This window comes from Streptomyces sp. NPDC052396 (assembly GCF_044593195.1).
Lineage (GTDB): Bacteria > Actinomycetota > Actinomycetes > Streptomycetales > Streptomycetaceae > Streptomyces.
In genome coordinates, this window is the sequence record NZ_JBIUAW010000006.1 from 1 (window position 1) to 25,545 (window position 25,545).

The following is a 25,545-nucleotide window of genomic DNA, read 5'->3' on the forward strand; positions in this document are numbered from 1 at the left end:
TACATTCCGAACCCGGAAGCTAAGCCTTTCAGCGCCGATGGTACTGCATGGGGGACCGTGTGGGAGAGTAGGACGCCGCCGAACAATTATTAGCCGTAAGGCCGGTCCAGGATATGGATCGGCCTTACGGCATTTTTGCGTTTAAGGCCCATTCGGGCCGGCCGTTCACGCCATCCGGTGCAATTCCTCCGGCCTTACCAGGCCCAATAGCATTTCTCCGCGCACCAGCCGTTCGATCTCCCGGACCGCGAACAGCCCCAGCCGCCGGGCCTCGCTGCCCTGGGCGCCCGCGATATGCGGGGTGACCAGCACATTGGGCAGGCTGAGCAGGGGATGCCCGGCCGGCAGTGGTTCGGGGTCGGTGACATCCAGGAAGGCGTCCAGGCGGCCGGCGGCGCATTCCCGGGTGAGGGGTTCGGTGTCGATCAGCGAGCCCCGGGCGGTGTTGATGACCGTCCCTCCGTCCGGGATGAGGGCCAGTCGTGCGGCGTTCAGCAGCCCGCGGGTGGCGGGGAGTTCAGGGGCGTGGAGGGTGAGCACCTGGCATTGCCGGCACAGCGTTTCCAGGTCGAGGAGGCGGGCACCCAGTCGCGCTGCCTCGGCGGGTGAGACATAGGGGTCGTATAGCAGGAGCCGGTAGCCCGCCTCGGCCGCGTGCAGCCGGGCCAGCACCTTGCGGCCGACCCGGGAGGCGCCGATCACCCCGACCACTGTGCCGTCCGCTCCCCGGCGTGCGGCGAACCGCGGCCAGCCGCCGGCCGCCGCACTCAGAGCCTTCTTGGCGGCCAGCAGGACGGCCGCCACCGTGTAGTCGGCCACCGGGCCCGCATTGATGCCGGCGGCCGCGGAGACCAGGATTCCGCGCTCCCAAGTGGCCTCGGTGACCAGGCTCTTCACCGATCCGCCGGTGTGCACCACCGCCCGCAGGGCGGGCGCTCCGGCCAGGGTCGGCCGGTCCAGCACCCAGCGGTGCCCCCAGCCGGTGAGTAGGATCTCGGCGTGCTCCGGAGTATCCGTGGGGTCGGTCAACCGCCCCAGCCGGGCCCGTAGTTCGGGGGGCAGGACAGCGGCGGCGACGTCGTGGGCCATGTCCACCAGGACGCGCATGCTCCGGCCCTGCCCGCTTCGTCCGGCGGGAAATCCTGGGAGCCCTGAAAAGTCTTGCGAGTGCTCGTACCGCCGGGTAACCATCGGCGGATGCACCACATCATCAGAGCCGTCCGCGCCGCGGAGTGGCACCAGGTCAAGGAACTGCGGCTGACGGCCCTGGCCGACCCCCTCGCGCCCCTGGCGTTCCTCACCACCCATGCCCAGGCGGCCGCCTACCCCGATGAGCGCTGGCAGGAGATGGCGCGGCGCAGCGAGGAGGGCATCTCCACGGTCACCTTTGTCGCCGAGGCCCCGGACGGCACCTGGGACGGCTCGGTGACCGTGCTGGTGGAACGGCCGGGCGAGGAGGGCGTGCTGGGGACGGAGATCGGCGTGCCCCAGTCGCACCTGGTGGGGGTCTATGTACGGCCCGGGCAGCGGGGCACCGGTCTGGCGGCGGAGCTGTTCCGGGCGGCCGTCGACTGGTCCTGGGCGCTGGCCGACCCGCGGCTGGAGCGGGTGCGGCTCTTTGTGGACGAGCGGAATGAGCGTGCCGAGGGGCTCTACCGCAAGCTGGGCTTCCAGCGGACCGGTGAGACGCTTCCGGTCGGGGATGCGGCGCAGTGTCACCGGGATTATGAGCTCGCCCTGGCCCGTCCCGCCGTCCCGACCCGCCCCGCCCGGTGAGGTCCGGTCCGGTGAAGGTCCGTCTGCCGCGCACTCCGGCCGCCGTCGATGCGCTGATCGCCCTGCTGGTCCAGGCGGCCGTGACCATTCCCTTTGTCGTCCCCCGGGATGCCTCGCTGCCGCCGGCGACCTGGGCCGCGTTCGCGGTGACCACGCTGTCCGTACTGCCGCTGCTGGCCCGTTCGCGGGCGCCGCTGACCGTGCTGTTCGCCATCGCCGCGGCCCAGTTCGCCTATCTGCCGCTGCACGGCCCCGGACAGCCGTTGCCCTATGCCCCGTTGGTGATGATGTTCACCATCTCGGCTCAAGGCCGGCTCTGGCAGCGGCGGTTCACGGTGTGGGTGGTGCTGCCGCTGGTCGTCGCGGCGCCGGCGCTGCACACCAACACGGTGCGGGAGTACCTGTTCACCGTTTTTGTCTTCGGTATGGCCTATGTCCTGGGAGTGCTGGCCCGCACCCGGCAGGCGTACACCCGGGCCGTGGAGGAGCGGGCCGAAGAGCTGGAGAGGTCGCGGCAGGCGGAGGCGGAGCGGGCCGCCGAGCGGGAACGGGCGCGTATCGCCCGGGAGATGCACGACATCCTGTCCCATGCGGTGAGCCTGATGATTGTCCAGGCGGAGGCGGGCCCGCTGGTGGTGCGTTCCGATCCGGAGCGTGCCGAGCGGGCCTTTGACGCCATCGCCGATGCCGGGCGCGATGCCATGGTGCAACTGCGCCGAATGCTGGGGGTGTTGAAGGAGGAGCCGGCGGGTGAGCGCAGACCGCAGCCGACCCTGGAGGGGCTGGCGGCGCTGGTCGCTGAGGTCCGGCGGGCCGGGCTGCCGGTCGCGCTGACCGTCTCCGGTGAACCGGGGGCGCTGGCCGCCGATGCGCAGGTGACCGTCTACCGGGTGGTGCAGGAGGCGCTGACCAATGTCCTCAAGCATGCCGAGGCCACCGAGGTGTCGGTATGCCTGGACTGGTCGCCGCGGCGGCTGGCGGTCAGGGTGGAGAACGACGGCGGCCGCTCGCGCCGGTCGCGTACCGGCAGCGGTCAGGGTCTGATCGGGATCCGGGAGCGGGCCGCGGCGCACGGTGGGACGGCCAGCGCCGGTCCCGGGCCCGGCGGCCGGGGCTTTCGCGTTGCCCTGGAGCTGCCACTCATGATCTCCTCCCGGGCGGAGGTAGTGAGTTGACGATCCGTGTGGTGGTCGCCGATGACCAGGAGCTGGTCCGTGGCGGCTTTGCGATGATTCTCTCGGCACAGCCCGATATCGAGGTGGTGGCCGAGGCCGGGGATGGCGCGGCGGCGCTGGAGGCGGTACGGGCGCACGCACCCGATGTGGTGCTGCTGGACATCCGGATGCCGCGGATGGACGGCATCGAGGCGGCCCGGGCGGTCTGCGCGGAGACGGACACCAAGGTCGTCATGCTGACCACCTTCGACCAGGACGACTATGTCTATGAGGCGCTGCACGCGGGCGCCAGCGGCTTTCTGCTGAAGGACGTCCGCCGGGACGACCTGGTGCACGCGGTACGGGTGGTGGTGGCCGGGGACTCGTTGCTGGCCCCCTCGGTGGCGCGCCGGCTGGTTTCGGACTTCACCAGCCGGGGGACGGTGGCGCCCTCGGCGCTGCTGGACACCCTTACCGCCAGGGAGCGGGAGACGCTGGTGCTGCTGGGCCGGGGGCTGTCCAACGCGGAGATCGCGGCCGAGCTGGTGGTCAGCGAGCACACGGTGAAGACCCATGTCAGCAGCGTGCTGTCCAAGCTGGGGCTGCGGGACCGGATCCAGGCGGTGATCTGCGCTTATGAGACGGGGCTGATCGCTCCCGGAAGCTGAGCCGGATCCCTCGCACGGGGGAGGAGGGAGCCCCGGCATACCCCTCGCGTCGGCGATGTGGCGGACGGCGCTGATCACAAGGATGGAAGCCATCAAGGACCTGGATCTCTGGGGGTAACCACCATGGCCGTCACGCGCAAGAGCCTCGCCGTCATCGCCACCGCCATCGCCGTACTGAGTGTGGGCGACATGATCGCCCCGGCGATGGCCTCCGCGCTGCCGTCCGGCAAGGACCCGCTGGGGCAGGCGATAGCCGGGCTGCCCAATGATGCGGCCACCGGCGCGCAGGTCCGGGTCGGCGGCACCAAGGGGCCGCACCGGGTGGCGGCTTCGGGCGTGGCGGACCTGCGCACCAAGAAGTCCGTCAAGGGCGATGAGCGCTTCCGCGCCGGCAGCATCACCAAGTCCTTCACCGCCTCGGTGGTGCTCCAGCTGGTCCACGAGAGGAAGCTACGACTGGACGGCACCGTGCAGCACTACCTGCCCGGGCTGCTGCCGGCCTCCTATGACAAGGTCACCGTGGCCGAGCTGCTGAACTTCACCAGCGGCCTGCCGAGCGCCGACGACTACGGTGACTTCCTCAAGGACCGCTACAAGACCTATGGCCACTGGCAGCTGTCCAAGAGCCACTTCAACAAGCCGATGCTGTTCAAGCCGGGGACCGAGCAGCACTACGCCAACATCGACTACAACGTCCTCGGCCTGCTGATCGAGAAGGTGACGGGGCGGTCCTATGAGCAGGTGGTGCGGGAGCGGATCATCAAGCCGCTCGGTCTCAAGGACACCTACTCCCCGGGCAATGAGGCGAAGATCCGTGGCCGTCACACCGAGGGCTACCAGGCGGTCAAGGACCCCAAGACCGGCAAGAGCCACCTGGTGAACGTTACGGACTGGAACATGTCCTACACCTGGGCGTCCGGTGACCTGATCAGCACCACCGCCGACCTGGAGCGGTTTATGACCGCGCTCTTCAAGGGCCGGCTGGTGCCGCAGACCGAGCTGAAGCTGATGTTCACGGTGCCCAAGGTGAAGATGCACGAGGACGGGCAGACCGACCCCAGCAAGGCCCAGGACGCGCACTACAGCAGCGGGATGAGCCGGGTGCAGATCGGCAAGGACACCTGTATCTGGGGCAAGACCGGCTCCACGATGGGCTACCTCAATGCCTTCGGTGCCACCCGGGACCTGTCCCGGACGGCCGTTTACTCGGTGAACGCCACGGACGCCAAGAGCCAGACGCCGCCGGCCATCCTGGGGAAGATCATCAAGGCGGCGTTCGTCGAGTAGTCGCTTGCTACCCGGTCAGGGCGCGCTGTGGCCAGCGCGCCCTGGCCTGTTCCTCGGACCGCAGCAACGCCCAGGTGGGCAGGCCCAGTTGGTCGCCGGTGCGCAGCAGGTCGGGCAGGGCGGGCAGCGGGGCCACGGCGGCCACGTCCTCCAGCACCAGGGTCAGTGGTGGGTCGAGCCGACCGGAGGATGACCGTTCGGCCATGCCCCGGCCGCGCTCGACCACGCTCGCGGCGAGTGCGGTGAGCAGCGGCATCGCACCCGGGTGGGTGCGGGGATCCTCAATCGCCTCACCCACCACGTACAGGGTTCCCATCTCCGGGATGAATGATTCCAGCGCCGGGGCATCTCCCCGATGCGGATTGCAGGCGTCCCTGATATGGACCGAGCCAAGGGAGTTGAGTGCCCGGGCCACCAACTCCTGCGATATATCGCGTCGTTCGGGGTGGCCGGTGAGGGCGGACTCCAGCTCGCCCGCCATGCCGGCGGCCGCCTTGGGGTTGGTGCGCAGGATCCGTACCGGCTCATGTGCCGAGGCGCCCTGGGCCCAGCGGTGCACCTGGCGGAACGGCCGTCCGTCCACCGCGGCGGCGTGCAGCCAGCAGCGCAGCAGGGTCTGGGCGGTGTCCGCGGTGAGCGAGTCCAGGGTGCTCAGCGGACGCACCGGGGCCAGCAGCGCGGTGGCCCGCGCGGCGGCGGTGTCCCGCACCTCACAGCCGGTGGTGGGGTTCCAGCGCAGCCGGTCCGGGGTGTCCAGCAGGTGCCCGGGGTCGAAGACCCTGACCGGGCCCAGCTTGGCGCGGGCGTCCTTGGTCTCCGCCCAGAGTCCGGGGTCGCTGGTGGTGACCAGTACGGGGCCGGGCGCCTCCAGGATGGCGCGGGCGGCCAGCTCCCGCCGGTCGGTGCGGTAGACCAGGCGGGGGCTGGGGAGGGGCGAGCGGGGGGCAGGAACGGTCGCGAACGAGCTGGTGGCCAGGGGTGGTTGTGGGTCCGGGGCGGTCGGCGGCACGGGTGTGCTCGGTACGGGTTGGGGCGCTCCGGTGGCTGCCGGGGGCATGGGTGCGGCCTCCCCGGCGGCGGGCATGGGTGACGGCGGCGCCTCAACCGGACTCTCCGGCAAGGGGTTTGGGGCCGCCTGCGTCGGCTGCGGGATGGCACCGCCTTGAGGGATGGCACCCCCCGCCGCTTGCGAGGGAGCCGCCACCGCTCCGGAGGCCAGGCCCCCGCCCGTCGCCCGCCGGGCCTTGGTGCCCCGCCGCCAGCGGGTGACGGTGCCGATCGCGAACACCGCCAGCACGGTCAGCACCAGCGCCTCGCTGATGGTGATGCCCCAGAACAGCCCGTACCCGGACAGCGAATGGGCCGGCGCGTCCGGCCAGGCGCCCGGCAGGTCGCGTGGGTCCGACATCAGATGGCGCACCGCCAAGGGCGTCCGCAGCAGGGTCACCCCCTCCGGCCAGCTGCCATGGGTGAAGAAGGCGGCCAGGCCAGTGCCGGTCCATACCAGGAAGGTGAGGCCGAGCAGAAAGGCCAGCGCGCTCACCAGCAGTCCATCGGGCACCCCGCCGGTGCCCTGCCCTCTCGCCGGGCCGGAGCCGTTGACCGCCACCTCAGGCGACCGTCGATTCCGAGGAGTCATAGGCGGCCGGTGCCGGCAGCGACTCGGTGGGCAACTCCCGGTGCAGCACGCCCTCCTCGGTCATGGCCCGGTCCGTGTAGACCAGTGGCCGTTCCGCGTCCGTGATCAGGTGCTTGACCACCTGGACATTGCCATTGACATCCCAGACGGCGATGCCGGGGGTAAGGGTGGGGATGATCTCCACGGCCCAGCGCGGCAGCCCCAGCACCCGCCCGGTGGCCCGGGCCTCGTCCGCCTTCTGGGCATAAATGGTCCTGGTGGAGGCCATTTTGAGGATGGCCGCGGCCTCCCTGGCGGCCGCCCCGTCCACCACGTCCGACAGGTGGTGCACCACCGCCACAAAGGACAGCCCCAGCCGGCGGCCGAACTTCAGCAGCCGCTGGAACAGCTGGGCGACAAATGGGGAGTTGATGATGTGCCAGGCCTCTTCCACCAGGAAGATGCGCTTCTTGCGGTCGGGGCGGATCCAGGTGTGCTCCAGCCAGACGCCCACGATCGCCATCAGGATAGGCATGGCAATGGAGTTGCGGTCGATATGCGAGAGGTCGAAGACGATCAGCGGGGCGTCCAGGTCGATGCCCGCCGTGGTCGGACCGTCGAACATGCCCCTGAGGTCACCGTCCACCAGCCGGTCCAGCACCAGGGCGACATCCAGTCCCCAGGCCCTTACATCGTCTATGTCGACGTTCATTGACTCCGCCGACTCGGCCTCCGGATGGCGCAGTTGCTCCACGATGTCGGTGAGCACCGGCTGCCGGTCGGTGACCGTCTCATTGACATAGGCGTGCGCCACCTTGAGCGCGAAACCCGAGCGCTCGTCCAGCCCGCGCCCCATGGCCACCTCGATGATGGTGCGCAGCAGGGCCAGCTGGCCGGTGGTGGTGATGGAGGGGTCCAGCGGATTGAGGCGGATGCCGCCGTCCAGGGCGGCCATCGGGTCCAGCCGGATGGGAGTTATGCCCAGCTGCTGGGCGATCAGGTTCCACTCGCCGACACCGTCCTCGCCCTGGGCGTCCAGCACCACCACCTGCCGGTCCCGGAACCGCAGTTGGCGCAGGACATAGGTCTTCTCCAGCGCGGACTTGCCATTGCCGGACTCGCCCAGCACCAGCCAGTGCGGGGCGGGCAGTTGCTGCCCGTAGAGCTGGAACGGGTCGTAGATATAGCCCTTGCCGGAGTACACCTCCCGACCGATGATCACGCCCGAGTCACCCAGCCCCGGTGCGGCGGTGGGCAGGTAGACGGCCTGCGCCTGGCCGGTGGAGGTGCGCACCGGCAGCCGGGTGGTCTCCACCTTGCCGAACAGCAGGCTGGTGAACGCGTTGGTGAGAAGGGTGAGCGGTTCGAGCACGGCGATAGCCCCTAGCGTCTAGCGTCGGATGCCGGTCGCGAACGGCAGCGTGTTGACGAAGGCCCGGTGGTGCTCGCGGTCGCACCACTCCAGCTTGAGGTAGCTCTTGCCGGCCGACGCTCTTATCGTCCGCTTGTCCCGTGCCAGTTCCTCGGGGGAGCGCGAGGAGACGGTGATGTATCCGACCAGGTTGACGCCGGCCGCGCCGCTGGCCAGGTCCTCGCCGCGCTGGTCCACCCGGGAGTGGTGGGCGACGTCGCGCGGGTCGACCACCCGGTTCATCTTGGCGGCGCGTGAGGCGTCCGCGTCGTCATTGGTCTTCTCGGTGAGCATCCGCTCGATGGCCACATCGGTGGGCTCCAGGTCCATGCAGACCGCGACGGTACGGATCACATCCGGGGTGTGCACCAGCAGCGGGGCAAGGAAGTTGACGCCCACCGGGGTCATCGGCCACTCCTTGATCCAGGCGGTGGCATGGCACCAGGGCTCCCGGGTGGCCGACTCCCGGGTCTTGGCCTGGAGGAAGGTGGGCTGCAGGGCGTCCAGTTCGGCGGGCCAGGCATTGCGCTTGGTCATCGCCTGGATGTGGTCGATGGGGTGGTCCGGGTCATACATGGAGTGCACCAGCGAGGACAGCCGGCTCTGGCCGAGCGGCTGGCGGACCCGGATGTCGGCCTCCGCCAACCGGGCGCAGATGTCGGTGAGTTCCCGGGCCATGACCACGGCCAGCCCGGCGTCCCGGTCCAGCCCGCGCTTGCCGCCGTGGTGGCGGGAGGCACGGGAGATGGCCTGGGCCTCGGCGGCCAGTTCCCGGGTGTAGTGCATACAGGCCACCAGATAGGCCCGGTGCTGCTCGGAGGAGGTGGACACCATGGACTGCAACTGGTCGTAGGAGTCCTTCAGCCACTCCGGCGACCCCTCGTCGCCGCGCCGCTCCACATCCTTGGCGTGGGCGTCGGGGTCGGCGGGCAGGGTACGGGCCAGTATCTGCAGCCGGGTGACATAACCGTCGCCGTTGGCCACATGCTTGAGCAGGGTGCCGAACCGGTCGACCAGCGCCTCCTGATCCTCGGAGTCACGCAGGCCCACGCCCGGGCCCTCGATCTCGATGGCGGCGGTGACGGTGCGCCGGTCGGCGTGCAGCAGCACCGCGATCTCGTCCGGGCCGAAGGGGGCGGCCAGCCAGTTGATCCGGCCGATCCCGGGCGGCGGCCCGATCTCGACCTCCCGGCCGTCCAGCCGGGTGCCGGCCTCGATCACTCCCGAGCGGTAGGCGGTGCCGCGCCGCACGGTGCGCTTGTAGGTGCGGTTGATCTCGAACCACTTGTAGAAGGTGCGCTGTTTGTACGGCACATACACGGCGGCCAGGGCCAGCGCCGGGAAGCCGGTGAGGGTGATGATGCGCAGCGGCAGGATGGGCACCAGCAGCCCGCACATCATGCCCAGGAACGCGCCCGCGATGATCAGCGCGATCTCGCCGGTCTCCCGGTTCTTGCCGACCACCGCGTTGGGGCGGGCGCGGCCGATGAGATACGTACGGCGGGGCGCGACCGGCTGGGACTGGGCCTGTGTCGTCAACTCCGCTCACCTCCAGAGGATGTGCCGTTGTTCTGTGCGCGGGGCGCACGGGGTGCGGGGGTGGCGGAGGGGGCACTGCCATTACCGCCGGAGGCGGCGGGCTGGCGGGTGCTGTGGGCGGCGACGCCGCCGGAGACCGGGTTGGCGGGGCGGGGCGCCTGGGTGGAGGTGCTTCCGCCGTCGCCCCGGGTGCTGTGGGTGTTGATGCCCTGCTTGACCAGGCTGGCGGGGGAGGCGATCACGGCGGCGGCCTGCCGGGAGGCCACGTCCTTGCTGGCATTGCGGCTGCTGATGATCTCGTCGCCGAAGCCGGGGACAAAGCGGTAGATCATGGCGCTGGCCAGGATGGCGAGGATGATGATCGCCAGCCCGGAGATCACCGCGTTGAGCGAGCCATGCCCCTGGCCGGAGGAGAGCGCGCTGGCCAGGGTCAGCACGATCACGATGATCGGTTTGAGCAGGATGACCGCGATCATGATGCCGGCCCAGCGGCGGACATGTCCCCACATGTTCTTGTCCACCAGGCCCGCGTAGACGGCGGTGCCCAGCAGGGCGCCCACATAGAGCAGGGCGGCCCGGATGACCAGCTCCAGCCAGAGCACGCCGGCGGCGATGATGGACACGATGGAGAGCACGATCAGCATGATCGGGCCGCCGCCGATGTCATTGCCGGTCTTGAGCGCGTCGGAGAACCCGCCGAAGAACCGGTCCTTGTTGGCGTCCTGGCCCGAGGCGATCACATCGGTGACGGCATCGGTGGCCTGGACCACGGTGTAGAGGATCAGCGGGGTGAAGGCGGAGGCGAGCACGGTCAGCCAGAGGAAGCCCACGGCTTCGGTGATCGCCTCGGTGAACGGCACACCGCGCACGGCACGCTTGGCCACGGCCAGCAGCCAGAGGATGAGGGTCAGGATGGTGGAGGCGGCGAAGACGACGGCGTACTGGCGCAGGAAGTTGCCGTTGGTGAAGTCGACGTTGCTGGTGGCGTGGACGGCCTCGGAGGTCTTCTTGACGATCCAGGAGGCGGCTTCGGCGCAGCCTTTGGCCAGGGAGGCGGCGGGGTCGAGGGCGCCGGGGGGGTCTGTGGGGGGTTTGGCGGCGTGGTCGCCGCCGGGCGCCTGGCAGTACTGCTTGGCAGGGCCGATCAGCAGGTCACAGGGATTGTTGCTGCTGCTCGGCGTGGGTGTCGCGGTCGCGCCCGGGGTCAGCGTCGGCGCCACGGTGGGCGCCGAGGTGCCGCTCGGAGGAACGGGCGTGGTCGGGGTGGGCGTTGGCACGGCCAGCGCACGTGTTGCCACGGCCATGGCCGACACCTGCAAGCTGACCACCAGTGCGGTAACGGAGAGCGTGCGGCGCCTTCGGCTACCGGGCATAAGTGAAGCCTCCGTACTCCTGAACGGCCTTGGTGATCTCATCCGAGCTTGCGGCGGGTACGTCACCCTGTACGGGGGCGGGGCCATTGGTCTGTGAGGCGGCGGTGACCTTCCAGTCGCCGTCCATCCACTTCAGGTCGAATGTCCAGGTTTTCCAGTCCGAACGCACCGGGTCGGTGGAGCCGGAACCGGCCATGCCGATCAGCCCCAAGTACCAGACGGACACCTTGGCGTTGTCCGAGCTGTAGTCCACGACCTTGGTGCCGATCGGGACGGTGCGCGAGATAAAGGTCTTGCCCTTGGGCGAGTTTCCGGATGCGTCCAGCCCGAGCTTCTTGAGGAAGTCCGCGGAATACGCCTGGTCCTGCGGCCCCTTGAGCTGGGACGCGGCATCGGGCGCATAGACCGTGTCCACGATCGCGTGGCGGCTGTCCGCCCGGAACATCCCATCCCCGCCCAACGCCACCGCATAGTTGGACGCAGCCGACTGCGCCCCCTGCTCCGTATGCGCGAACCCTGCCGGGATCCCCCCGTTCTTGCCCCCGACCGGCTTCACACCGGACGGAGCCGTCGCGGAACTGCTACCGCTCTTACCGGACTTCGACGTTCCGTTCGTCGCGGAATCGTCGGATCCGGAGGAGCCGGAACCCCCTCTGTTCGCGAAGGCGATCGCCGCGAGCAGCAGGAGCACCACACCCACGACCGTGACCAGACTCCGCCTGGGCCGGCCCGCACCCCGTCGCCCCGGAGCGGCGTATGGGTCGACCTCGCCCTCCGGCAGCCGGGTACGCGTCAGATGCGCATCGCCTCCGTACCCGCCCGGACCGCCGCCGTAGCCGTCGTCGCCGAGACTCATAGCGCGCCTGCTTCCTCTCCCATAGCGGAGCGTCGCCGCTCCCCGCCCTGAGATGACGGTAGCGGGGTGCGCGGTTTCCGGGGGGAGGGCCAAAGGGAGTGAGGGGGCATCAGGAGGCAGCCTCGGGTGGGGGGACGCGGGAAGCGAGCGGGGTCTGCGCGGGCGGACGGCTCGGGGATCCGCTCGGCGGACGGGTCAGACGGCCATGCCGTAGACGATGGTGAACAGCGTCCCCAGCGAACCGATGATGAAGACGCCGGTAAGCCCGGCCACGATCAGCCCCTTGCCCTGCTCCGCGCTGAAGGTGTCCCGCAACGCCGTCGCACCGATGCGCTGTTTCGCCGCGCCCCAGATGGCGATGGCCAGGCAGAGCAGGATCGATACGGCCATGATGACCTCGATCATCACCCGGGCCTCCTTGCCCAGGCTGCCGAACGGACCCCAGTTCGGGGCGATTCCACCAATAATGGTGTTGATGTCGCCCTTTCCTGCTGCCAAAAACATTCGTAACTCACCGCCCCATTAAGGGTAGTTGCGCCGCCCATGCCGCTCGCATAGGTCGATACCTATCTTCTCCGAAGACGCCGCCCGCGGATGTCGACTTGGCGGCAATTTTTGGCCGGACCGAATATGCCGGTGGCGTCTTCAGCTCCGTCCCGCGACCGGCCGTTGTCCGTGGGTGGCCCTACGGTCACCGTGTGTATCACTTGTGCGGCCCCCGGGCAACGGCGCACGGAAGGGGGAGTCGTGCACTTGTTCAAGTGGGAGCACGTTCGGTCGGTAGGCTGTGGTGACCGCCCTCGCACGCGCCGCGCCCTGCGGCGGCCGGGCCGGTTCATTGGGTTCATCGCACTCATCGTCCGGTTCGTCGGGTGCGTAAGAGATCAAGGGTGGTAGGGGTGCTGGTTGCCGAACGCTACCGGTTGACGGAGTTGCTCGGTCGCGGTGGCATGGGCGAAGTCTGGTGCGGCCAGGACGAGGTGCTGGGCCGTCAGGTGGCGGTCAAGCTGCTGCTGGGCGACGACGGCGACGAGTCGGCGACCCAGCGATTCCGCCTGGAGGCGCAGACGGCCGCCCGTCTGAATCACCCTCAAGTGGTCGCCGTCTATGACTTCGGTTCCTGGGACGGGCGTTTCTACCTGGTCATGGAGCTGGTGAACGGGCCCAGTCTGGCCCAGCAGCTCTCCGCGCGCGGCCCGCTCTCCCCGGCAGGGGTGGCGGACATCGCCGCCCAGGCCGCCTCCGGACTGGCGGCCGCCCATGAACAGGGCGTGGTCCACCGCGACATCAAGCCGGGCAACCTGATGCTGGACGCCAACGGCACCCTGAAGATCGGTGACTTCGGCATCGCCCGCTTTGTCGACGAGACCTCGGCCGGGCTGACCAGGGCCGGACAGATCGTCGGCACCAGCACCTATCTGGCACCGGAGCGCGCGCTGGGCCGGCTGGCCGGACCGCCCTCGGATGTCTACGCGCTGGGCTGTGTGCTGTACCACCTGCTGGTGGGCCAGCCGCCGTTCTGGGCGGACAGCCCCACCTCGCTGCTCTACCTCCATGTGGACACCCCGCCGGTGCCGCCGCGTCAGCACCGGGCCGATGTGCCGCCCGCCATGGACGCCTATCTGCTGCGGATGCTGGCCAAGGAGCCGGAGGCCCGGCCGTCCACCCGGGAGGCGGCCGACTGGTTCGCCGGCGGTGCTTGGCGCGGCGCCGCGCTGGCCGCTCCCGCGATGGTCCCGGCCCCGCCGTCCGTACCCCCGGTCGCCGCGCCCGCCCAGGCCGCCCCGGTCGCCGCGCCGCCGATGCCGTCCGCCGCGCCCATGCCGTCCGCCGCGCCGGCCCCTGTGCCGTCGTCCCCGCCCATGCAGGCGCCGTCCATGCCGTCGGCCCCGATCCACCAGGAGAGCGTGACCACCTACGCCCTGCCGGGCTCCCCGGCCACCCGCAGCACCCCCGCCATCGGCGGGCGGCGGCATGGTGCGGGCGGGCGGAGCACCCCGGGGCCGCGCATCCGTACGCCCAAGACGCTGGGCGGCGTGCTGGCCGGGGCGGTGGCCTTCGCGGTGGCGACGGTCATCGGCGCTTCCGTGTTCACCTCGGGGGGCGGCGGCAAGCCGGCCGGCAGCCGGCCGGACGCCCAGCCGTCCGAGACGGTGCGGGACGGCTCGGCCCGGCAGTCCACCACCGGCAGCCACGCTCCCAAGCACCCGGCCCAGCCCAAGCGCCAGTCCACCGGCAAGCCGCACCAGGGCGGCGGCAAGCACCACCACAACGAGCCGGCGGACAACGGCGACGAAGGGGACGACAACGGGGACTGAACCGCCGCCCCGGGCGGGCCGGCCGGCCCGTCAGTCCTCGAGGTCCGCCACAAAGTGGTCGAACTCGCCCGCCTGGACGCCGAGTACAAAGGCGTCCCACTTGCGCTGGGTGGTGATGACCACCTTCTCCGGGTGGAGGTTCTCCCGGATGTAGACGTTGTCATCGCCCTCGTTCCCGAAGGCGACCTCCAGATACTCCGGCATGGACGGATCATCGGTCGCCGGAATCCAGTGCAGACCCTCTGGCACGCGCGGAGCCACCGTCTTCCCCCAGGGATGTCGTTCGGCTGACGTCGGCGCCCACCCTAGGGCAGCGGGCGCCCGGCGCACGATGGGGCGAACCGGCGACGGCCGGCGCGTACTCCTCCGCTCCGGCGGAAAGAGATGCGCCGTGATCGCCCCCAACCCCCGCCCCGCCCCCGCGGGCGACCGCCGCTTCGGCCGGCCCCGGCGAGCGGTGGTGCTCGGCGCGAGCATGGCCGGCATGCTCGCCGCGGCCGCACTGCGCGGCCATGCCGAGGAAATCGTCGTGGTCGAGCGGGACCGGCTGCCCGCCGAAGCCGGGCCCCGCAAGGGCCTGCCCCAGGCCCGGCACGCGCATCTGCTGATGTCGGGCGGGGCCCGGGCCATCGAGTCACTGCTGCCCGGTACCACCCGGCGCTGGCTGGGCGCCGGGGCGCACCGGATCGCACTGCCGTCCAGCCTGGTGGCGCTCACCCCCAGTGGCTGGGCGCGCCGTTGGCCCGAGTCCCAGTTTATGATCGCGTGCAGCCGGGATCTGCTGGACCAGGTGGTCCGTCAACAGGCCCTGGCCCACCCGGAGATGGTGCTCCGGGAGCGCTGTGAGGTGCTGGCCCCGCTGGGGGACGCGGTGCGCGTCACCGGGGTGCGTCTGCGTCACCTGGACTCCGGCCATACCGAGAGCCTGGCCGCGGACCTGGTGGTGGACGCCACCGGCCGCGGCTCACCGGCCGCCCGCTGGCTGTCCGGCCTGGGGCTGCCCGCGGTGCGCGAGGAGACCGTGGACTCCGGACTGGTCTATGCCAGCCGGATCTTCCAGGCGCCGCCGGGGGCGGAGGCCATCCCGGTGGTCTCCGTACAGCCCGTCTCCGGCACCTGCCGGCCCGGTCAGGGCGGCACCCTGCTGCCCATCGAGGGCGGCCGCTGGCTGCTCACCCTGGCCGGCACCCGGGGCGGCGAACCCACCGATGACGCCGGGGAGTTCGAGGGTTTCGCCCGCTCACTGCGCCATCCACTGCTGGCCGATCTGATCGCCCGGGCCGAGCCACTCACCGATGTCCACCTCACCCGCACCACCATCAACAGGCGTCGCTTCCATGAGCGTTCACCGTCCTGGCCCGAGGGCTATCTGGTACTCGGTGACGCCGTCGCCTCCTTCAACCCCATCTATGGCCAGGGCATGACCGTCGCCGCCCAGTGCGCCCTGGCGCTGCGCACCGAGCTGGAACAGGGCGGCGGGCTGACCGGCCCCGGCCTCGCCCGGCGGGCCCAGCGGGCCGCCGCCCGGCCGGTGTCCGGCGCCTGGAGCCTGGCCACCGGCGACGATATGCGCTACCCCGGCGCCACCGGGAACCGTTCGGCGGCCGCGGTCCGGCTGACCCATGGCTATTTCCAGCGTCTGGTGCGCACCGCCGCGTCCCGGCCCGCGGTCTCCCAGGCCCTGCTGGATGTGATGACCCTGTCGGTGCCCTGGCCCGCGCTGGTGCGTCCCCGGATGCTGCTGCATGTCCTGCGCGGCCCGGACTCGGGGCGCAGCCCCGCGCCGGACCCGCCGATCACGGCCGCGGAGCGGGAGCGCTGGGGACTTGCTGCGGACGCCCCCTGAGCCGGCGCAGCATCCGCGCGTCCTGGAAGCCCACGCTGCGGGCCGCCGCCTCCACGGTCGAGCCCTGGGAGATCAGGTGCTCGGCATGTTCGATGCGCAGTTCCTGCTGGTAGCGCAGCGGGGTCAGGCCGGTGGCGGCGGTGAACCGGCGGGTGAGCGTGCGTTCGCCGAGCCCCACGGCGGAGGCCAGCCGGCACAGCGGCAGCGCGCTGGTGTACCGGGCGTCGATCAGATCCTGTGCCCGGTGCACGGCGTCGCTGAGGTGGGTACGGTGCCGCAGCATGGCGCTGGCCTGCTGCTGGTCGCCATTGCGCCGGGCGTAGACGACCATGCTCCGGGCCGTCCGGGCGGCGGTGGCGGCGCCATGGTGGACGGCTACCAGGTGCAGCGCCAGGTCGATGCCGCTGGCGATGCCGGCCGAGGTGACCACACGGTCGTCGGTCACATAGAGCACATCGCGCACCACGGTGGCCCTGGGGTACCGGCGGGCCAGTTCCTCCTGGACGTCGTGGTGGGTGGTGCAGCGCCGCCCGTCCAGCAGGCCGGCCCGGCCGAGCGCGTCGGCGCCCGCACAGACGCTGGCCACGGTACCCCCGTTGGCGTGGTGGGCGACCAGGCGGTCCAGCGTCGCCGCGCTCAGTGCGCCATTGCCGCCGGCGCGCAGGGTGGGTGCCCGCCAGCCGGGCACCATGATCAGATCCCGTTCGCCGAGCTCCGGCCACTCGGTGGCCGCGCGCAGCGGCACGCCCTGCGCGGTCGGGATGTCTTCCTGCTCGGCGACATAGCTGAGCTCATAGCCGCAGTTGAAGTCGCGCGCGGTGGAGAACACCTGGGCCGGACCGGCCAGGTCCAGCAGGTGCAGCTGCGGTACGAGCAGGAAGACGACCCGTCTGGCGGTCACGATCCGGTCAGCTCCTCCACGGTGGCGATACGGGCGAAGCGACCGGCGAGCGCGTACTCGGTGCGCTCGATGACCGCGTCCGTGGTGAGGGTACGCGGGTCCGCCAGGATCTCCGCCAGGCTCCGCCCGGCGGGGGCGTCCCGGTGCTCGATGGGGTGGGTGACGGTGGCGTCGATGACAAAGGTGACTTCGTAGCCGAGGTCGGAGGCGACGCGGGCGGTGGTCTCGCAGCACTGCTCGGTACGGATGCCGCTGATCAGCACCTCGCCGATGCCGTGCTGGGTGAGCAGTTGCTGGAGGTTGGTGGTGGTGAACGCGTTGTGCGAGGTCTTGGTGAGGGCGGGCTCCCCGGCCTCGGGCTCCAGCCCCTCGATCAGCCGGTTGAACCCGCGCTCGGGGTCGAAGACGGTGCCGGTGCCGGGTTCGGTGTGCGTGACCCACACCACCAGCTCGCCCTTGGCCCGCTGGGCGGCCACCAGGCGGTTGACCTTGTCCACGATGTCGGGGTTGGAGGAGGCGGCCCAGTTCTCCCGCTGACGGAAGGATTCCTGGACGTCGATGACGATCAGTGCGCTGTTCATGGCTACAGCTTGTGGGGTGGACGGGGCCGCCCTGAAGGGATGATCGGGTCCGGGGGCGGAACGATCTGGTCGGGGACGGATGGTCTCTGGGTTCGCTGTGCGGGTGGGCGCCGGCTGGGGTGGGTTTCCGTACCGGCTGGGCTCCTGGGGTGAGGGTTTCCCCTCCGAGGTTGGGCGGTGGCGTCCTCTCGGCGAGCGGGTGCGGCCGCTTGCGTTTCGGGTGCGGGCTGCCTGTGGCCGGCCGCGCAGTTCCCCGCGCCCCTTAGGGGGCGCCCTCCGGTTCTGGGCCCCGGGCGTAGCCCAGGAACGCCCGCAGGGCGGCGCGGCTGAGGGTGAGGACGGTTTGGGGGGCGTCGCTCTCGCGGAGGGCGATGGTGTGGTTGGGGGTGGCGGATGCTTCCAGGCACTCGCCGCTTCCCCCGCCGCCGCTGAAGCTCGACTTCTGCCATCGAGGGTCCGACATCGCGTGACCTCTCACAAGGAGTAGAGGAGATGCTGGATGACACCGAGGGAGCTCAAGTCAGTATGGTGCTCGGCCGCAGTGTCGATCGCCGGCAAGGCGACGGTGCAGAGCCCATCGAAGGTCGCTGAGAAATCGACGACTTGACGTGGCTCGCTAATGAACGGTGGCGAGACGGGGTGCTCGACGTAGACCGTGCTGAGCTCCGGGACATCGCCCTCGAAGAAGACGAACGGCGTGCTGAAGCGGACCGGGACGAATCGAGCTTTCATCGGCATGACCTGGATGCGCACATGTGCGAGCAGCGCCACCTCTACCAGGTGTTCGAGCTGTTGGCGCATAACGGTGGGGGACACGAACTGCGTGTGCAGCGCTGTTTCATGGATCAGCGCGTGAAATCGCAGCGAGCCGTCTGTGAGGACCTGCTGTCGCTGGAGGCGGAACGTGACGTACTTGTCCAAGAGGGCGGCATCGGCGTCCGGTTCGCCGCATTCGATGAGGGCGCGAGTGTACGCGGGTGTCTGCAACAAGCCCGGAATGTACAGCCATTGAAACGACCGGCATTGGCGTGCGGAGCTCTCAAGCTCAGCAAGATCCAATGCGTGCGGCCCAAGAACGTCCTTGTAGGCAGACCACCAGCCGCGTCCCGTGGCCTTGCCCATCGTGATCAGGGCGCGGATGAACCCTTCGTTGTTGCAACCGTAAGCGGAAGCCAGCGCCCGTAGCTTCACCTCTGGGATGCCTGTTCGGCCCGTTTCGACGTGGCTCATGTGTGCCGAACTGATGTCGACGATGGCGCCTGCCTTGGCGGCGGACAAGCCGCAGGCGTCACGCATGCGCCGCAGCTCAAGCCCCAAACGGCGTTGCCTGTAACTGGGGTTCGTGCGCAGGCCCATGCCAACCCTTCCTGTCCGACCGAAAGCATTCTGTCCAGCGTGGAGCAGGCCGGGCCACTCGATGGGGGGCAACGCCCTCGATTGGGTTGCAGCGTATAAACCGTTGTCTCTACCGTCGAAGACGAACCGCCCCGGCACCCCCAAAGCCGGAAGCGCACCGTTCGCACGCGCGCAGCGACACGGCAATGCCACCGCACTCGCCGAGGCAACCCTCCACCACAACCGGCCAGGAGCCGCCGATGTGCCGCACCGCCCGACCCGACTTCTCCCTCGTCTTCCCACCCGCCCCGCGCTGGGTCCGCACCGCACGCGAAGCGGTCCGTACCGCGCTCACCGCCGCGCACCGCGAGGAGCTGGCCGATACCGCCCTGCTGCTCACCTCCGAAGCGGTGACCAACGCCATCAACGCCTGCCGCACCAGCGGCTGTTCGGCACCAGTCACCCTGCACGCCGACTGGGCACCCGGCGGCGAACTCCAGGTCCTGGTCCACGATGACGCGCCCGGCGCGCCCCGCATGGGCCGGCCGTACCCGGAGCGGGGGGAGAGCGGGCGCGGCCTGCTGCTCATCAGCGCATGCGCCACCGACTGGGGCGTCTGCCAACACGGACCGGGTCCGGGCGAGGCGGTGTGGTTCCGGCTGGCCCGGTGAGTGCGTCACTTTCCCGGCGGGCTCCTCTTCCTACTCCCGGGTAAACGACGTCAATACGTATGACTGTCCACAGCGCGGGGCGGGTTATGCACAGGGCGATGCGGGGTTGGGTGATATGCGGTGTGCTGAGGGCAGGGAATTTGCGCGCAACCATCCCTTGCGTCAACTGGCCATCAAGCAAGGTGGAGTTGTGCTTACAAGGCAGGCCGTCGCGGCGGGGCTGCGGAAGCAGGACGCGGCGGATGTGCTGCGTGGGGCAGGTTGGGCCCAGGTGCACCGTGGCGCATGGGCTGAGCCGGGGCGAGCGGTGACCTTGTGCATGCGGGTCATGGCGATACAGCTGAGGCACCCCCGGCTGGTCGCCAGCCACACCACGGCCGCCAGCGCCCACGGCATTGAACTGATCCGCCCGTGCTCCGTTGAGCTGACCGGACCACCCTCAACAAGGGCGCCCCGGCTGCGGGGTTACAAGTACCATGCCCTCTCCCTGCGAGAGGAGGAAGTGACGGTTCGCGATCGGCTGCGGGTCACCACGGCTGTCCGCACCACCTGTGACCTGCTGCGGACTCTGCCACCGGACGAGGGCGTGATCGCCGCTGATTCGGTGTTCGCCAAGGGACTGGCGAGCCGGCAGGAAGTGGCTGTGGCGCTGGAAGGTAGCCGAAGCCAGAACCGTAAGGCGGCGCTGGAGCTCCTGCCCATGACCGTGGTCAACTCCGGTTCCCCGGCCGAGACCATGGCGCGGTTGCATATGCGCCGGGCAGGGCTACGGCCGGCGCTCCAGGTTGAAGTGCGGACCCGCAGCGGGCGTAGGCGCAGGGTTGACTTTATGTTCACCGATGTGGGGCTGGTGGTGGAGGTGGAGGGGTATGCATGGCATGGCAGCCGGGGAGCCCATCAAGCGGATACCTTCCGGTTCAACGAACTTGAAGGGTGCCCGGAGATCCGGCGCATTCTCCGGTTCACCCGCGATGATGTCTTCCGGCGGCCGAGGTATGTGATCCGCACTATTGAGAGCACGCTGGCCGAGCTCCGCGCGGACCGAGAGCCGATCGGCGATCCTGGGTGGCCGTGATCGAACCTCGTTGCCAATCGCTTGGCTTCCGCACCGACCTGATGCTGCGCACCATGGGTGGCTCGCACGTCATCGATCACGGCACCCATCTCACCGTGCACACCCCGGGCAACCCCGATTATTGGTGGGGTAACTTCCTGCTGGCGCCCGCCGGGAGCGAACCGGCTGACTGGGCCGAGGAGTTCGCGGCCGCGTTTCCGGGCGTCGCGCACCGGGCCATCGGAGTGGACACCGCCTGGGCCGAAACCTTCGACCCCGGAGAGCTGGCCCGGCTTGACCTCACCCTCCAGGAGGACGCGGTGCTGACCGCCTGCGCCCTGCCGCCGCCGGTCGAGCCGCCCGGTGCGGAGATCCGCCCCCTGTCCGGGGATCAGGACTGGGGGCAGGCCGCCCAACTCCGCTTCGTCATGGAAGAGTCGGCGCACCTCGCCGTGCACCACGCCTTCCTCACCCGCAAGCTGGCCGAGTACCGGCGCATCTGCGAGGCCGGCCATGGCGCATGGTTTGGGGCCTTTGTGGACGGCCGGATGCGGGCCGGGGCGGGCGTGTTCAGTGACGGTGGTGGACTGGCTCGCTTCCAGAACGTGGAAACCCATCCGGAGTTCCGCCGCCGGGGGCTGGCCGGGGCCGTGGTCCGGCATGCCGGCGCCTGGGCGTTGACCAGGCCCGGTGTCCACACCCTGGTGATCGTCGCCGATCCCGGCTACCACGCCATCCGGCTCTACCGCTCCCTGGGCTTCACCGACACCCAGCGCCAGGTGTCGCTGCTCCGGCCCGCCTACGTCTGCTGAACGGATCAGGGGATCAACTGAAGGCGGCCGAGACGGTCTTGTTGACCAGGGCCGCGTCATTGCCGCCGGCCGATATGGGGTTGAAGGAGTAGACCAGGCGGCGTTGCAGATCGCGAGTGGCGAACATGCCGTCGGTGTAGCCAAAGGTGCTGCCGGTCTTGCCCCAGACGGTCACCCCGTTGGGCAGGGTGATGCGCATCAGGCCCGCGCTGTAGGCGATCCGGGGCTTGCCTGCGGGTGTGCTGCTGTTCTGCTGCTCGGCTATGGCCGGAACGGTGAACAGTTCCTTCTGCTGGGCGGCGGGCAGCAGTTGCCCTCGGAACAGGGCGGTCAGAAAGCGGTCCAGGTCGGCGGTGGTGGAGATCAGGCCGCCGGCGCCCGGGTTCTGCTCGGTGACGTCCGCCAGTTCCATGCTGCCGTCCGGCTGGGGAACGGCCAGGTAGCCGTGGGTGTGTGGGCCGTGAATGGCGGTGTCCGTCTGCGGGGCGGTGGTGTGCCGCAGGTGCAGCGGGCGCAGGATGCGGCGGGTGATCTCCTGCTGGTAGCTGTGGCCGGTCAGCTTCTCTATCAGCATGGCGGCCACGTAGTAGCCGGTGGAGCCGTAACGCTGCTCGGTGCCGGGGGCGTAAGGCGGGGAGTGTTTGACTGCCATGGCGACCAGCTGGGCCATGGGGTGATCGTCGAAGCGGTGCTCGACCATCCCCTTGGGGTCGGTGGGCAGGTCGTCCGGGGTCAACTCGGGTAGGCCGCTGGTGTAGTTGAGGAGTTGGCGCACCTTGATGGCTGGGGATGGGGGGAGGGTGCCCGGTAGGTAGTCCTGGACCGGGTGGTCGAGATCCACTCGGTGTTCGGCGGCCAGCTGGAGGATCACGGTGGCGATGAAGACCTTGGTGACGCTGCCCAGCCGGAATCTGCCGTCCACCGGGACCGGTGCCTTGGTGGATACGTCGGCCGTGCCGAAGGTGCCCGTCCAGTGTCCGGCCGGTCCGCTGACTCGGGCCAGCATGGCCGTGGTCCGGGTGGGGGCGCTGGAGATGGCCGTCCGGAGTGCGTCTTGGTTCAGGGGTGGGAGTGTGTCGTTGTAGTTGGCTGTGGCTGTGGCTGTGGTTGCGGGTTTGTTGGCGGGGGAGGCCAGGGCCGGGGTGGCGACCGTGCCCAGGGTCACCGCCGTGAGTGCGGCACAGGCGGCCGCCGCCACGGGAAGCCGACTGCGGCGGAAGCGGGGGGAGTTGGCGGGAGCGGGTGCGCTGGTCATGCAATAGAGCCTGACGCAGTGCGGATCGGCGGCCATCCGGGAACGGCCCGGAAGTGGCCCTGAGTTGGCCTGGATGGGAGATCGGGGTTTGGGCTCGGGGTCGGACGCCGGGTTTCCGCCGGTCGGTGGGCACGCCCCTGCGGGGAGTAGGGATCCCACCCGCCCTTGATCCGGCTACCGTTGTACGACAGGCCGCCGACGTCGCCGTTCCCCCGCCGGCAACCGCAGATAGGTGAACACCGCATAGCCGGCGAGGGCGAAGGGCACCGCGAAGAGCGCTCCATGGGGGCAACCCAGGCAGATGGCGAGGAGCAGGGACGGCAAGGTGGTGCCCAGGGCGATGACGGCACGGGCGTAACGGGTCATGAGCGGGCCTTTCGGGCGGTGTCCAGGTAGTCGGCCAGGGTGGACCAGTTGTCGGTAGCCGGTGCCGGGTCACCGGACATGGCGGCCGGCTCCGCACGCCAGGCTGCGCGGACCCCCTGGGAGATTGCCTGGTCACCACCGGTGAGGAGGGTGCTCAGCTCGTCCATGCGGGATACCAGCCGCTGGACCCGGCGGTCGGTGGGGCCGGCGCCCTCGGTGCGCAGCCGGTCGGCGCGGCGGTAGAGCTCCGGCCATTCGACCTCCAGCAGGTAGTGCAGCGCGGGGCCCAGGGAGGCGGCCCTGGTGCGCAGTACCTCGATCTGGTCGTCCGCCAGCTGCTCCTGGAGCGCGCCTTCGGCCTGTGGGGTGGCCGAGCCGATGGCGCGCAGGGCGTTGAGCAGGGCATCGGTGTCGGGGGCGTGGCCGGCGGAGAGCGCGTCCAGCAGGGTGGTGAGCCGGGTACGCAGCAGGTCAAGTGCGTTGGCCGTCTCCTGGACCCTGGTCAGGTGGTCCTGGATCAGCCGTACCGGATCGACACCGGAGTCCAGGCAGGTCGCGATGGTCTCCAGGCTCAGGCCCAGGCTGCGCAGGGCCAGCACCTGGTAGAGGCGGATGAGGTCGGCCTCGGTGTACTCGCGGTGTCCGCCGGTGGTGCGCCGGGAGGGGCTCAGGAGGCCGATGGCGTCCCAGTGGTGCAGGGTGCGTACGGTCAGCCCGCTGGCCTGGGCGAGCGGGCCGACCTTCCAGGAGGTGTGCATACGCCCTACCTTGCAGGCTTACGCGGCGTCAGGTTCAAGGGGGCTGCGGCGGTGAATGACGCTGGTGTGTGGCACAGTCAGGGCCTGTGGAAGCGCTTCGTCCCCAAGATCCGGCCCGAATAGGTGCCCATACCGTGCTGGCCCGGCTGGGTTCGGGCGGTATGGGGCAGGTGTATCTGGGGCGGTCGCCGGGCGGACTGCAGCTCGCCATCAAGGTGATCCGGGATGATTTCGCCCAGTCCCAGGAGGCGTTGACGCGGTTTCGGCGGGAGGTCGAGACGGCGCGTGCGGTGCACGGTGCGTACACCGCGCAGGTGGTGGATGCCTCGCTGGCGGCGGCCCCCTACTGGCTGGCCACGGAGTATGTACCGGGTCCAACCCTGAGTCAGGCGCTGGCCCTTCGGGGTCCGCTCCCGGCGGAGACCTGCTTCCGGCTGTTCGCGGCGCTGGCGGAGGCGCTGGCCCAGGTGCACGGTTTTGGCGTCACCCACCGCGACTTGAAGCCGCACAATGTGATGCTGGCGCCGGGCGGGCCCAAGCTGATCGACTTCGGGATCGCGCGAACCGCCGAGCAGACCGCGCTGACCCAGCTGGGGACCGCGCCGGGTACGCCTGGGTATGCGGCGCCGGAGGTCATCACCCGTAATGAGGTCGGCCCGGCGGCGGATGTGTTCGCGCTGGGCGCGACGATGGCCTGCGCGGCGACGGGGCGGCCCCCGTATGGCGAGGGCTCGCTGGAGTCCGTCACCTATCGGGTGGTGCACGACAGCATTGATGTGGACGGTGTGGCCCCGGAGTTGGCCGCGCTGATCGAGGACTGTGTGGCGGCTGATCCGGAGCGCCGGCCGGATCCGGCGCGGATCATCGAACGCTGCGGGGTCGCTTCGGCGCTGGCGGACGATCCGGCGTACGGGGCGCTGACCTTGCTGGGTGAGCGGGCGCCGGCGGATCTGGCGGCAGCCAGGGCGGCGGGGCTGGTGCCGCCGGGGCATGGGACGGAGCTCGGGGGTGGACCCGTCGCTCCGGGGGCCGGGTACATTCCTACGCTGGCGCCGGGGACGGCTGGTGTTCCGGGTACGCCCGGATCTTCCGGTACCGCGTCGCCGCAGGCCGCCGCCCCTCGCCGCTCACGTCGGGGATTGCTGCTGGGGGTTGGGGCGGCGTCCGTGGTGTTGGGGGTGCTGGTGGGGTTGGTGGTCTTGCGGCCGGATCACAAGGGGGACGGGCAGGCGTCGGCGTCGGCGGGTGGCGCGGCGCGCGGCGCCGTCCCCACAACGGCCGGGCGAACGCCCGGTGTTAAGGCGACCGGGGCCGCTACGGCTTCGTCGGGCCCGTCCACGTCCGGCCCGTCGCCCGTTGATGCTGCCGAGCCGATTCCCCAGTACATCGAGCAGAAGGACGTCAACCGGGACTTCTGGCAGCCCCGGCAGGGAGCGGTCGACCTGCGCGACGGCCAGTGCAGCATGCCGCCGGAGGAGCGGGCCGACCTCTTCCAGATGGGCGTTGACGGCGACCGTGATGCGTCCGGCGCGCTGACCTCCGACAAGGCGACGGTTTCGTTCCGGCTGAAGATGGACCTTGGCAAACTGCCGAGGCCGTACTACGTCGCGGTGGCCGTGAAGTCATGGCACGCCCTCGACCCCGCCACCGGCAAACCCTGGCTGGGCTCGCCCAACCTCGGCATCGGCTGGACCAGCAAGCCGGTGGACCTCTTCGCCAGGGACCCCCGGGAGTTCGTCAACCTCAGGTATCCCCAGGACTTCCAGCGGGTCACCGACGGCAAAACGGACCAGGCCGCCCCACCGCTCAGTCGTGACCCGGGCAACTGGACGGTCCTCTACTTCCACGTCAAGGGCCCGAAGGACTACGCCTCCATCGGCTGCGACGGCTTCGTGGCGAAGTAGCGGAACGCGTCGATACCTGGAAATGGCGAGTGAACTCGCTCTCCTTGGGGGATGGTTGAGCA

25 protein-coding genes and 1 rRNA gene are annotated in these 25,545 nt (G+C 70.1%); 11 read left to right on the forward strand and 15 right to left on the reverse strand.

Features of this window, described 5'->3' with window-relative positions; genetic code table 11:
- A 5S ribosomal RNA gene (gene rrf, locus ACIHFE_RS16500) occupies positions 1-84 on the forward strand; the annotation flags it as partial.
- Between the two features lie 81 nt (positions 85-165).
- On the opposite strand, the gene ACIHFE_RS16505 is transcribed toward rrf, so the two are convergent.
- Positions 166-1,107: a hydroxyacid dehydrogenase gene (locus tag ACIHFE_RS16505; protein ID WP_400107036.1), complete on the reverse strand. Its 942-nt coding sequence runs from the start codon at positions 1,105-1,107 to the stop codon at positions 166-168.
- Between the two features lie 90 nt (positions 1,108-1,197).
- Between ACIHFE_RS16505 and ACIHFE_RS16510 the strand changes: the two genes are divergently transcribed.
- From ACIHFE_RS16510 to ACIHFE_RS16525, 4 genes are all read left to right on the forward strand, one after another.
- Entirely contained in the window at positions 1,198-1,776 is a 579-nt protein-coding gene (locus ACIHFE_RS16510) for a GNAT family N-acetyltransferase (protein WP_400107038.1), read from the forward strand.
- An 11-nt stretch (positions 1,777-1,787) separates the two neighbouring features.
- Positions 1,788-2,951 (forward strand): sensor histidine kinase, encoded by a 1,164-nt coding sequence (locus ACIHFE_RS16515; protein WP_400107040.1) that lies wholly within the window; start codon positions 1,788-1,790, stop codon positions 2,949-2,951.
- Positions 2,948-3,598 (forward strand): response regulator, encoded by a 651-nt coding sequence (locus ACIHFE_RS16520; protein WP_400107042.1) that lies wholly within the window; start codon positions 2,948-2,950, stop codon positions 3,596-3,598. Before ACIHFE_RS16515 ends, ACIHFE_RS16520 begins: the two co-directional genes overlap by 4 nt.
- Before the next feature lie 123 nt (positions 3,599-3,721).
- A complete protein-coding gene (locus ACIHFE_RS16525) occupies positions 3,722-4,885 on the forward strand; it encodes a serine hydrolase domain-containing protein (protein ID WP_400107044.1) in 1,164 nt (387 codons plus the stop codon).
- A 7-nt stretch (positions 4,886-4,892) separates the two neighbouring features.
- On the opposite strand, the gene ACIHFE_RS16530 is transcribed toward ACIHFE_RS16525, so the two are convergent.
- The 6 genes from ACIHFE_RS16530 to ACIHFE_RS16555 all read right to left on the reverse strand — a co-directional run bounded on the left by ACIHFE_RS16530 (position 4,893) and on the right by ACIHFE_RS16555 (position 12,186).
- The gene (locus ACIHFE_RS16530; RefSeq protein WP_400107046.1) at positions 4,893-6,524 is read right to left on the reverse strand and encodes a type VI secretion protein; all 1,632 of its coding nucleotides are present in this window, start codon (positions 6,522-6,524) and stop codon (positions 4,893-4,895) included.
- Positions 6,496-7,875, reverse strand: coding sequence for an ATP-binding protein (locus ACIHFE_RS16535; RefSeq protein WP_400107048.1), 1,380 nt, complete (start codon positions 7,873-7,875; stop codon positions 6,496-6,498). Before ACIHFE_RS16535 ends, ACIHFE_RS16530 begins: the two co-directional genes overlap by 29 nt.
- 18 nt (positions 7,876-7,893) lie before the next feature.
- The gene (locus tag ACIHFE_RS16540; protein ID WP_400107051.1) at positions 7,894-9,453 is read right to left on the reverse strand and encodes an SCO6880 family protein; all 1,560 of its coding nucleotides are present in this window, start codon (positions 9,451-9,453) and stop codon (positions 7,894-7,896) included.
- Complete coding sequence (locus tag ACIHFE_RS16545) at positions 9,450-10,826, reverse strand: hypothetical protein (protein WP_400107053.1); 1,377 nt, start codon at positions 10,824-10,826, stop codon at positions 9,450-9,452. Before ACIHFE_RS16545 ends, ACIHFE_RS16540 begins: the two co-directional genes overlap by 4 nt.
- On the reverse strand, positions 10,816-11,682 hold the full coding sequence (locus tag ACIHFE_RS16550) for a hypothetical protein (protein WP_400107055.1): 867 nt from the start codon (positions 11,680-11,682) through the stop codon (positions 10,816-10,818). Before ACIHFE_RS16550 ends, ACIHFE_RS16545 begins: the two co-directional genes overlap by 11 nt.
- 195 nt (positions 11,683-11,877) lie before the next feature.
- Positions 11,878-12,186, reverse strand: coding sequence for a hypothetical protein (locus tag ACIHFE_RS16555; RefSeq protein ID WP_109282630.1), 309 nt, complete (start codon positions 12,184-12,186; stop codon positions 11,878-11,880).
- Between the two features lie 446 nt (positions 12,187-12,632).
- On the opposite strand from ACIHFE_RS16555, the gene ACIHFE_RS16560 reads away from it, so the two are divergent.
- Positions 12,633-14,000 carry a serine/threonine-protein kinase gene (locus ACIHFE_RS16560; protein WP_400107999.1) on the forward strand — a complete coding sequence of 456 codons (1,368 nt, stop codon included), beginning with the start codon at positions 12,633-12,635 and terminating at the stop codon, positions 13,998-14,000.
- 30 nt (positions 14,001-14,030) lie between these two features.
- On the opposite strand, the gene ACIHFE_RS16565 is transcribed toward ACIHFE_RS16560, so the two are convergent.
- On the reverse strand, positions 14,031-14,204 hold the full coding sequence (locus ACIHFE_RS16565; RefSeq protein ID WP_400107057.1) for a DUF397 domain-containing protein: 174 nt from the start codon (positions 14,202-14,204) through the stop codon (positions 14,031-14,033).
- A 187-nt stretch (positions 14,205-14,391) separates the two neighbouring features.
- Here ACIHFE_RS16565 and ACIHFE_RS16570 point away from each other — a divergent pair, with 187 nt between their 5' ends.
- On the forward strand, positions 14,392-15,846 hold the full coding sequence (locus ACIHFE_RS16570; protein ID WP_400107059.1) for an FAD-dependent monooxygenase: 1,455 nt from the start codon (positions 14,392-14,394) through the stop codon (positions 15,844-15,846).
- On the opposite strand, the gene ACIHFE_RS16575 is transcribed toward ACIHFE_RS16570, so the two are convergent.
- From ACIHFE_RS16575 to ACIHFE_RS16590, 4 genes are all read right to left on the reverse strand, one after another.
- Complete coding sequence (locus ACIHFE_RS16575; RefSeq protein ID WP_400107061.1) at positions 15,797-16,747, reverse strand: GlxA family transcriptional regulator; 951 nt, start codon at positions 16,745-16,747, stop codon at positions 15,797-15,799. The genes ACIHFE_RS16570 and ACIHFE_RS16575 overlap by 50 nt on opposite strands.
- Positions 16,744-17,328 (reverse strand): cysteine hydrolase family protein, encoded by a 585-nt coding sequence (locus ACIHFE_RS16580; protein ID WP_400107063.1) that lies wholly within the window; start codon positions 17,326-17,328, stop codon positions 16,744-16,746. The genes ACIHFE_RS16575 and ACIHFE_RS16580 overlap by 4 nt, the downstream gene beginning before the upstream one ends.
- Before the next feature lie 262 nt (positions 17,329-17,590).
- The gene (locus tag ACIHFE_RS16585) at positions 17,591-17,791 is read right to left on the reverse strand and encodes a DUF397 domain-containing protein (RefSeq protein ID WP_400107065.1); all 201 of its coding nucleotides are present in this window, start codon (positions 17,789-17,791) and stop codon (positions 17,591-17,593) included.
- Between the two features lie 11 nt (positions 17,792-17,802).
- Positions 17,803-18,684, reverse strand: coding sequence for a helix-turn-helix domain-containing protein (locus tag ACIHFE_RS16590; protein WP_400107067.1), 882 nt, complete (start codon positions 18,682-18,684; stop codon positions 17,803-17,805).
- A gap of 239 nt (positions 18,685-18,923) precedes the next feature.
- On the opposite strand from ACIHFE_RS16590, the gene ACIHFE_RS16595 reads away from it, so the two are divergent.
- The 3 genes from ACIHFE_RS16595 (at position 18,924) to ACIHFE_RS16605 (ending at position 21,200) form a co-directional block, all read left to right on the forward strand.
- On the forward strand, positions 18,924-19,334 hold the full coding sequence (locus ACIHFE_RS16595; protein ID WP_400107069.1) for an ATP-binding protein: 411 nt from the start codon (positions 18,924-18,926) through the stop codon (positions 19,332-19,334).
- 319 nt (positions 19,335-19,653) lie between these two features.
- Entirely contained in the window at positions 19,654-20,409 is a 756-nt protein-coding gene (locus ACIHFE_RS16600) for a hypothetical protein (RefSeq protein WP_400107071.1), read from the forward strand.
- Positions 20,406-21,200 (forward strand): GNAT family N-acetyltransferase, encoded by a 795-nt coding sequence (locus ACIHFE_RS16605; RefSeq protein WP_400107073.1) that lies wholly within the window; start codon positions 20,406-20,408, stop codon positions 21,198-21,200. Before ACIHFE_RS16600 ends, ACIHFE_RS16605 begins: the two co-directional genes overlap by 4 nt.
- Positions 21,201-21,213: 13 nt before the next feature.
- On the opposite strand, the gene ACIHFE_RS16610 is transcribed toward ACIHFE_RS16605, so the two are convergent.
- The 3 genes from ACIHFE_RS16610 to ACIHFE_RS16620 form a co-directional block, all read right to left on the reverse strand.
- On the reverse strand, positions 21,214-22,455 hold the full coding sequence (locus ACIHFE_RS16610; protein WP_400107075.1) for a serine hydrolase domain-containing protein: 1,242 nt from the start codon (positions 22,453-22,455) through the stop codon (positions 21,214-21,216).
- A 174-nt stretch (positions 22,456-22,629) separates the two neighbouring features.
- On the reverse strand, positions 22,630-22,821 hold the full coding sequence (locus ACIHFE_RS16615; protein WP_400107077.1) for a hypothetical protein: 192 nt from the start codon (positions 22,819-22,821) through the stop codon (positions 22,630-22,632).
- Positions 22,818-23,579, reverse strand: a complete 762-nt coding sequence (locus ACIHFE_RS16620; RefSeq protein WP_400107079.1) for a MerR family transcriptional regulator — start codon at positions 23,577-23,579, stop codon at positions 22,818-22,820. The genes ACIHFE_RS16615 and ACIHFE_RS16620 overlap by 4 nt, the downstream gene beginning before the upstream one ends.
- 86 nt (positions 23,580-23,665) lie before the next feature.
- Between ACIHFE_RS16620 and ACIHFE_RS16625 the strand changes: the two genes are divergently transcribed.
- Positions 23,666-25,483 (forward strand): serine/threonine-protein kinase, encoded by a 1,818-nt coding sequence (locus ACIHFE_RS16625; protein WP_400107081.1) that lies wholly within the window; start codon positions 23,666-23,668, stop codon positions 25,481-25,483.
- Positions 25,484-25,545: the final 62 nt, after the last annotated feature.

What these genes read in the sequence shown, in the direction of transcription:
- ACIHFE_RS16555 (WP_109282630.1), bottom strand. Translation starts at nt 12,186, where the DNA reads ATGTTTTTGGCAGCAGGAAAGGGCGACATCAACACCATTATTGGTGGA.
- ACIHFE_RS16615 (WP_400107077.1), bottom strand. Translation starts at nt 22,821, where the DNA reads ATGACCCGTTACGCCCGTGCCGTCATCGCCCTGGGCACCACCTTGCCG.
- ACIHFE_RS16550 (WP_400107055.1), bottom strand. Translation starts at nt 11,682, where the DNA reads ATGAGTCTCGGCGACGACGGCTACGGCGGCGGTCCGGGCGGGTACGGA.
- ACIHFE_RS16510 (WP_400107038.1), top strand. Translation starts at nt 1,198, where the DNA reads ATGCACCACATCATCAGAGCCGTCCGCGCCGCGGAGTGGCACCAGGTC.
- ACIHFE_RS16530 (WP_400107046.1), bottom strand. Translation starts at nt 6,524, where the DNA reads ATGACTCCTCGGAATCGACGGTCGCCTGAGGTGGCGGTCAACGGCTCC.
- ACIHFE_RS16525 (WP_400107044.1), top strand. Translation starts at nt 3,722, where the DNA reads ATGGCCGTCACGCGCAAGAGCCTCGCCGTCATCGCCACCGCCATCGCC.
- ACIHFE_RS16600 (WP_400107071.1), top strand. Translation starts at nt 19,654, where the DNA reads ATGCGGGTCATGGCGATACAGCTGAGGCACCCCCGGCTGGTCGCCAGC.
- ACIHFE_RS16610 (WP_400107075.1), bottom strand. Translation starts at nt 22,455, where the DNA reads ATGACCAGCGCACCCGCTCCCGCCAACTCCCCCCGCTTCCGCCGCAGT.
- ACIHFE_RS16560 (WP_400107999.1), top strand. Translation starts at nt 12,633, where the DNA reads ATGGGCGAAGTCTGGTGCGGCCAGGACGAGGTGCTGGGCCGTCAGGTG.
- ACIHFE_RS16505 (WP_400107036.1), bottom strand. Translation starts at nt 1,107, where the DNA reads ATGCGCGTCCTGGTGGACATGGCCCACGACGTCGCCGCCGCTGTCCTG.
- ACIHFE_RS16595 (WP_400107069.1), top strand. Translation starts at nt 18,924, where the DNA reads ATGTGCCGCACCGCCCGACCCGACTTCTCCCTCGTCTTCCCACCCGCC.
- ACIHFE_RS16620 (WP_400107079.1), bottom strand. Translation starts at nt 23,579, where the DNA reads ATGCACACCTCCTGGAAGGTCGGCCCGCTCGCCCAGGCCAGCGGGCTG.
- ACIHFE_RS16590 (WP_400107067.1), bottom strand. Translation starts at nt 18,684, where the DNA reads ATGGGCCTGCGCACGAACCCCAGTTACAGGCAACGCCGTTTGGGGCTT.
- ACIHFE_RS16545 (WP_400107053.1), bottom strand. Translation starts at nt 10,826, where the DNA reads ATGCCCGGTAGCCGAAGGCGCCGCACGCTCTCCGTTACCGCACTGGTG.
- ACIHFE_RS16585 (WP_400107065.1), bottom strand. Translation starts at nt 17,791, where the DNA reads ATGTCGGACCCTCGATGGCAGAAGTCGAGCTTCAGCGGCGGCGGGGGA.
- ACIHFE_RS16580 (WP_400107063.1), bottom strand. Translation starts at nt 17,328, where the DNA reads ATGAACAGCGCACTGATCGTCATCGACGTCCAGGAATCCTTCCGTCAG.
- ACIHFE_RS16565 (WP_400107057.1), bottom strand. Translation starts at nt 14,204, where the DNA reads ATGCCGGAGTATCTGGAGGTCGCCTTCGGGAACGAGGGCGATGACAAC.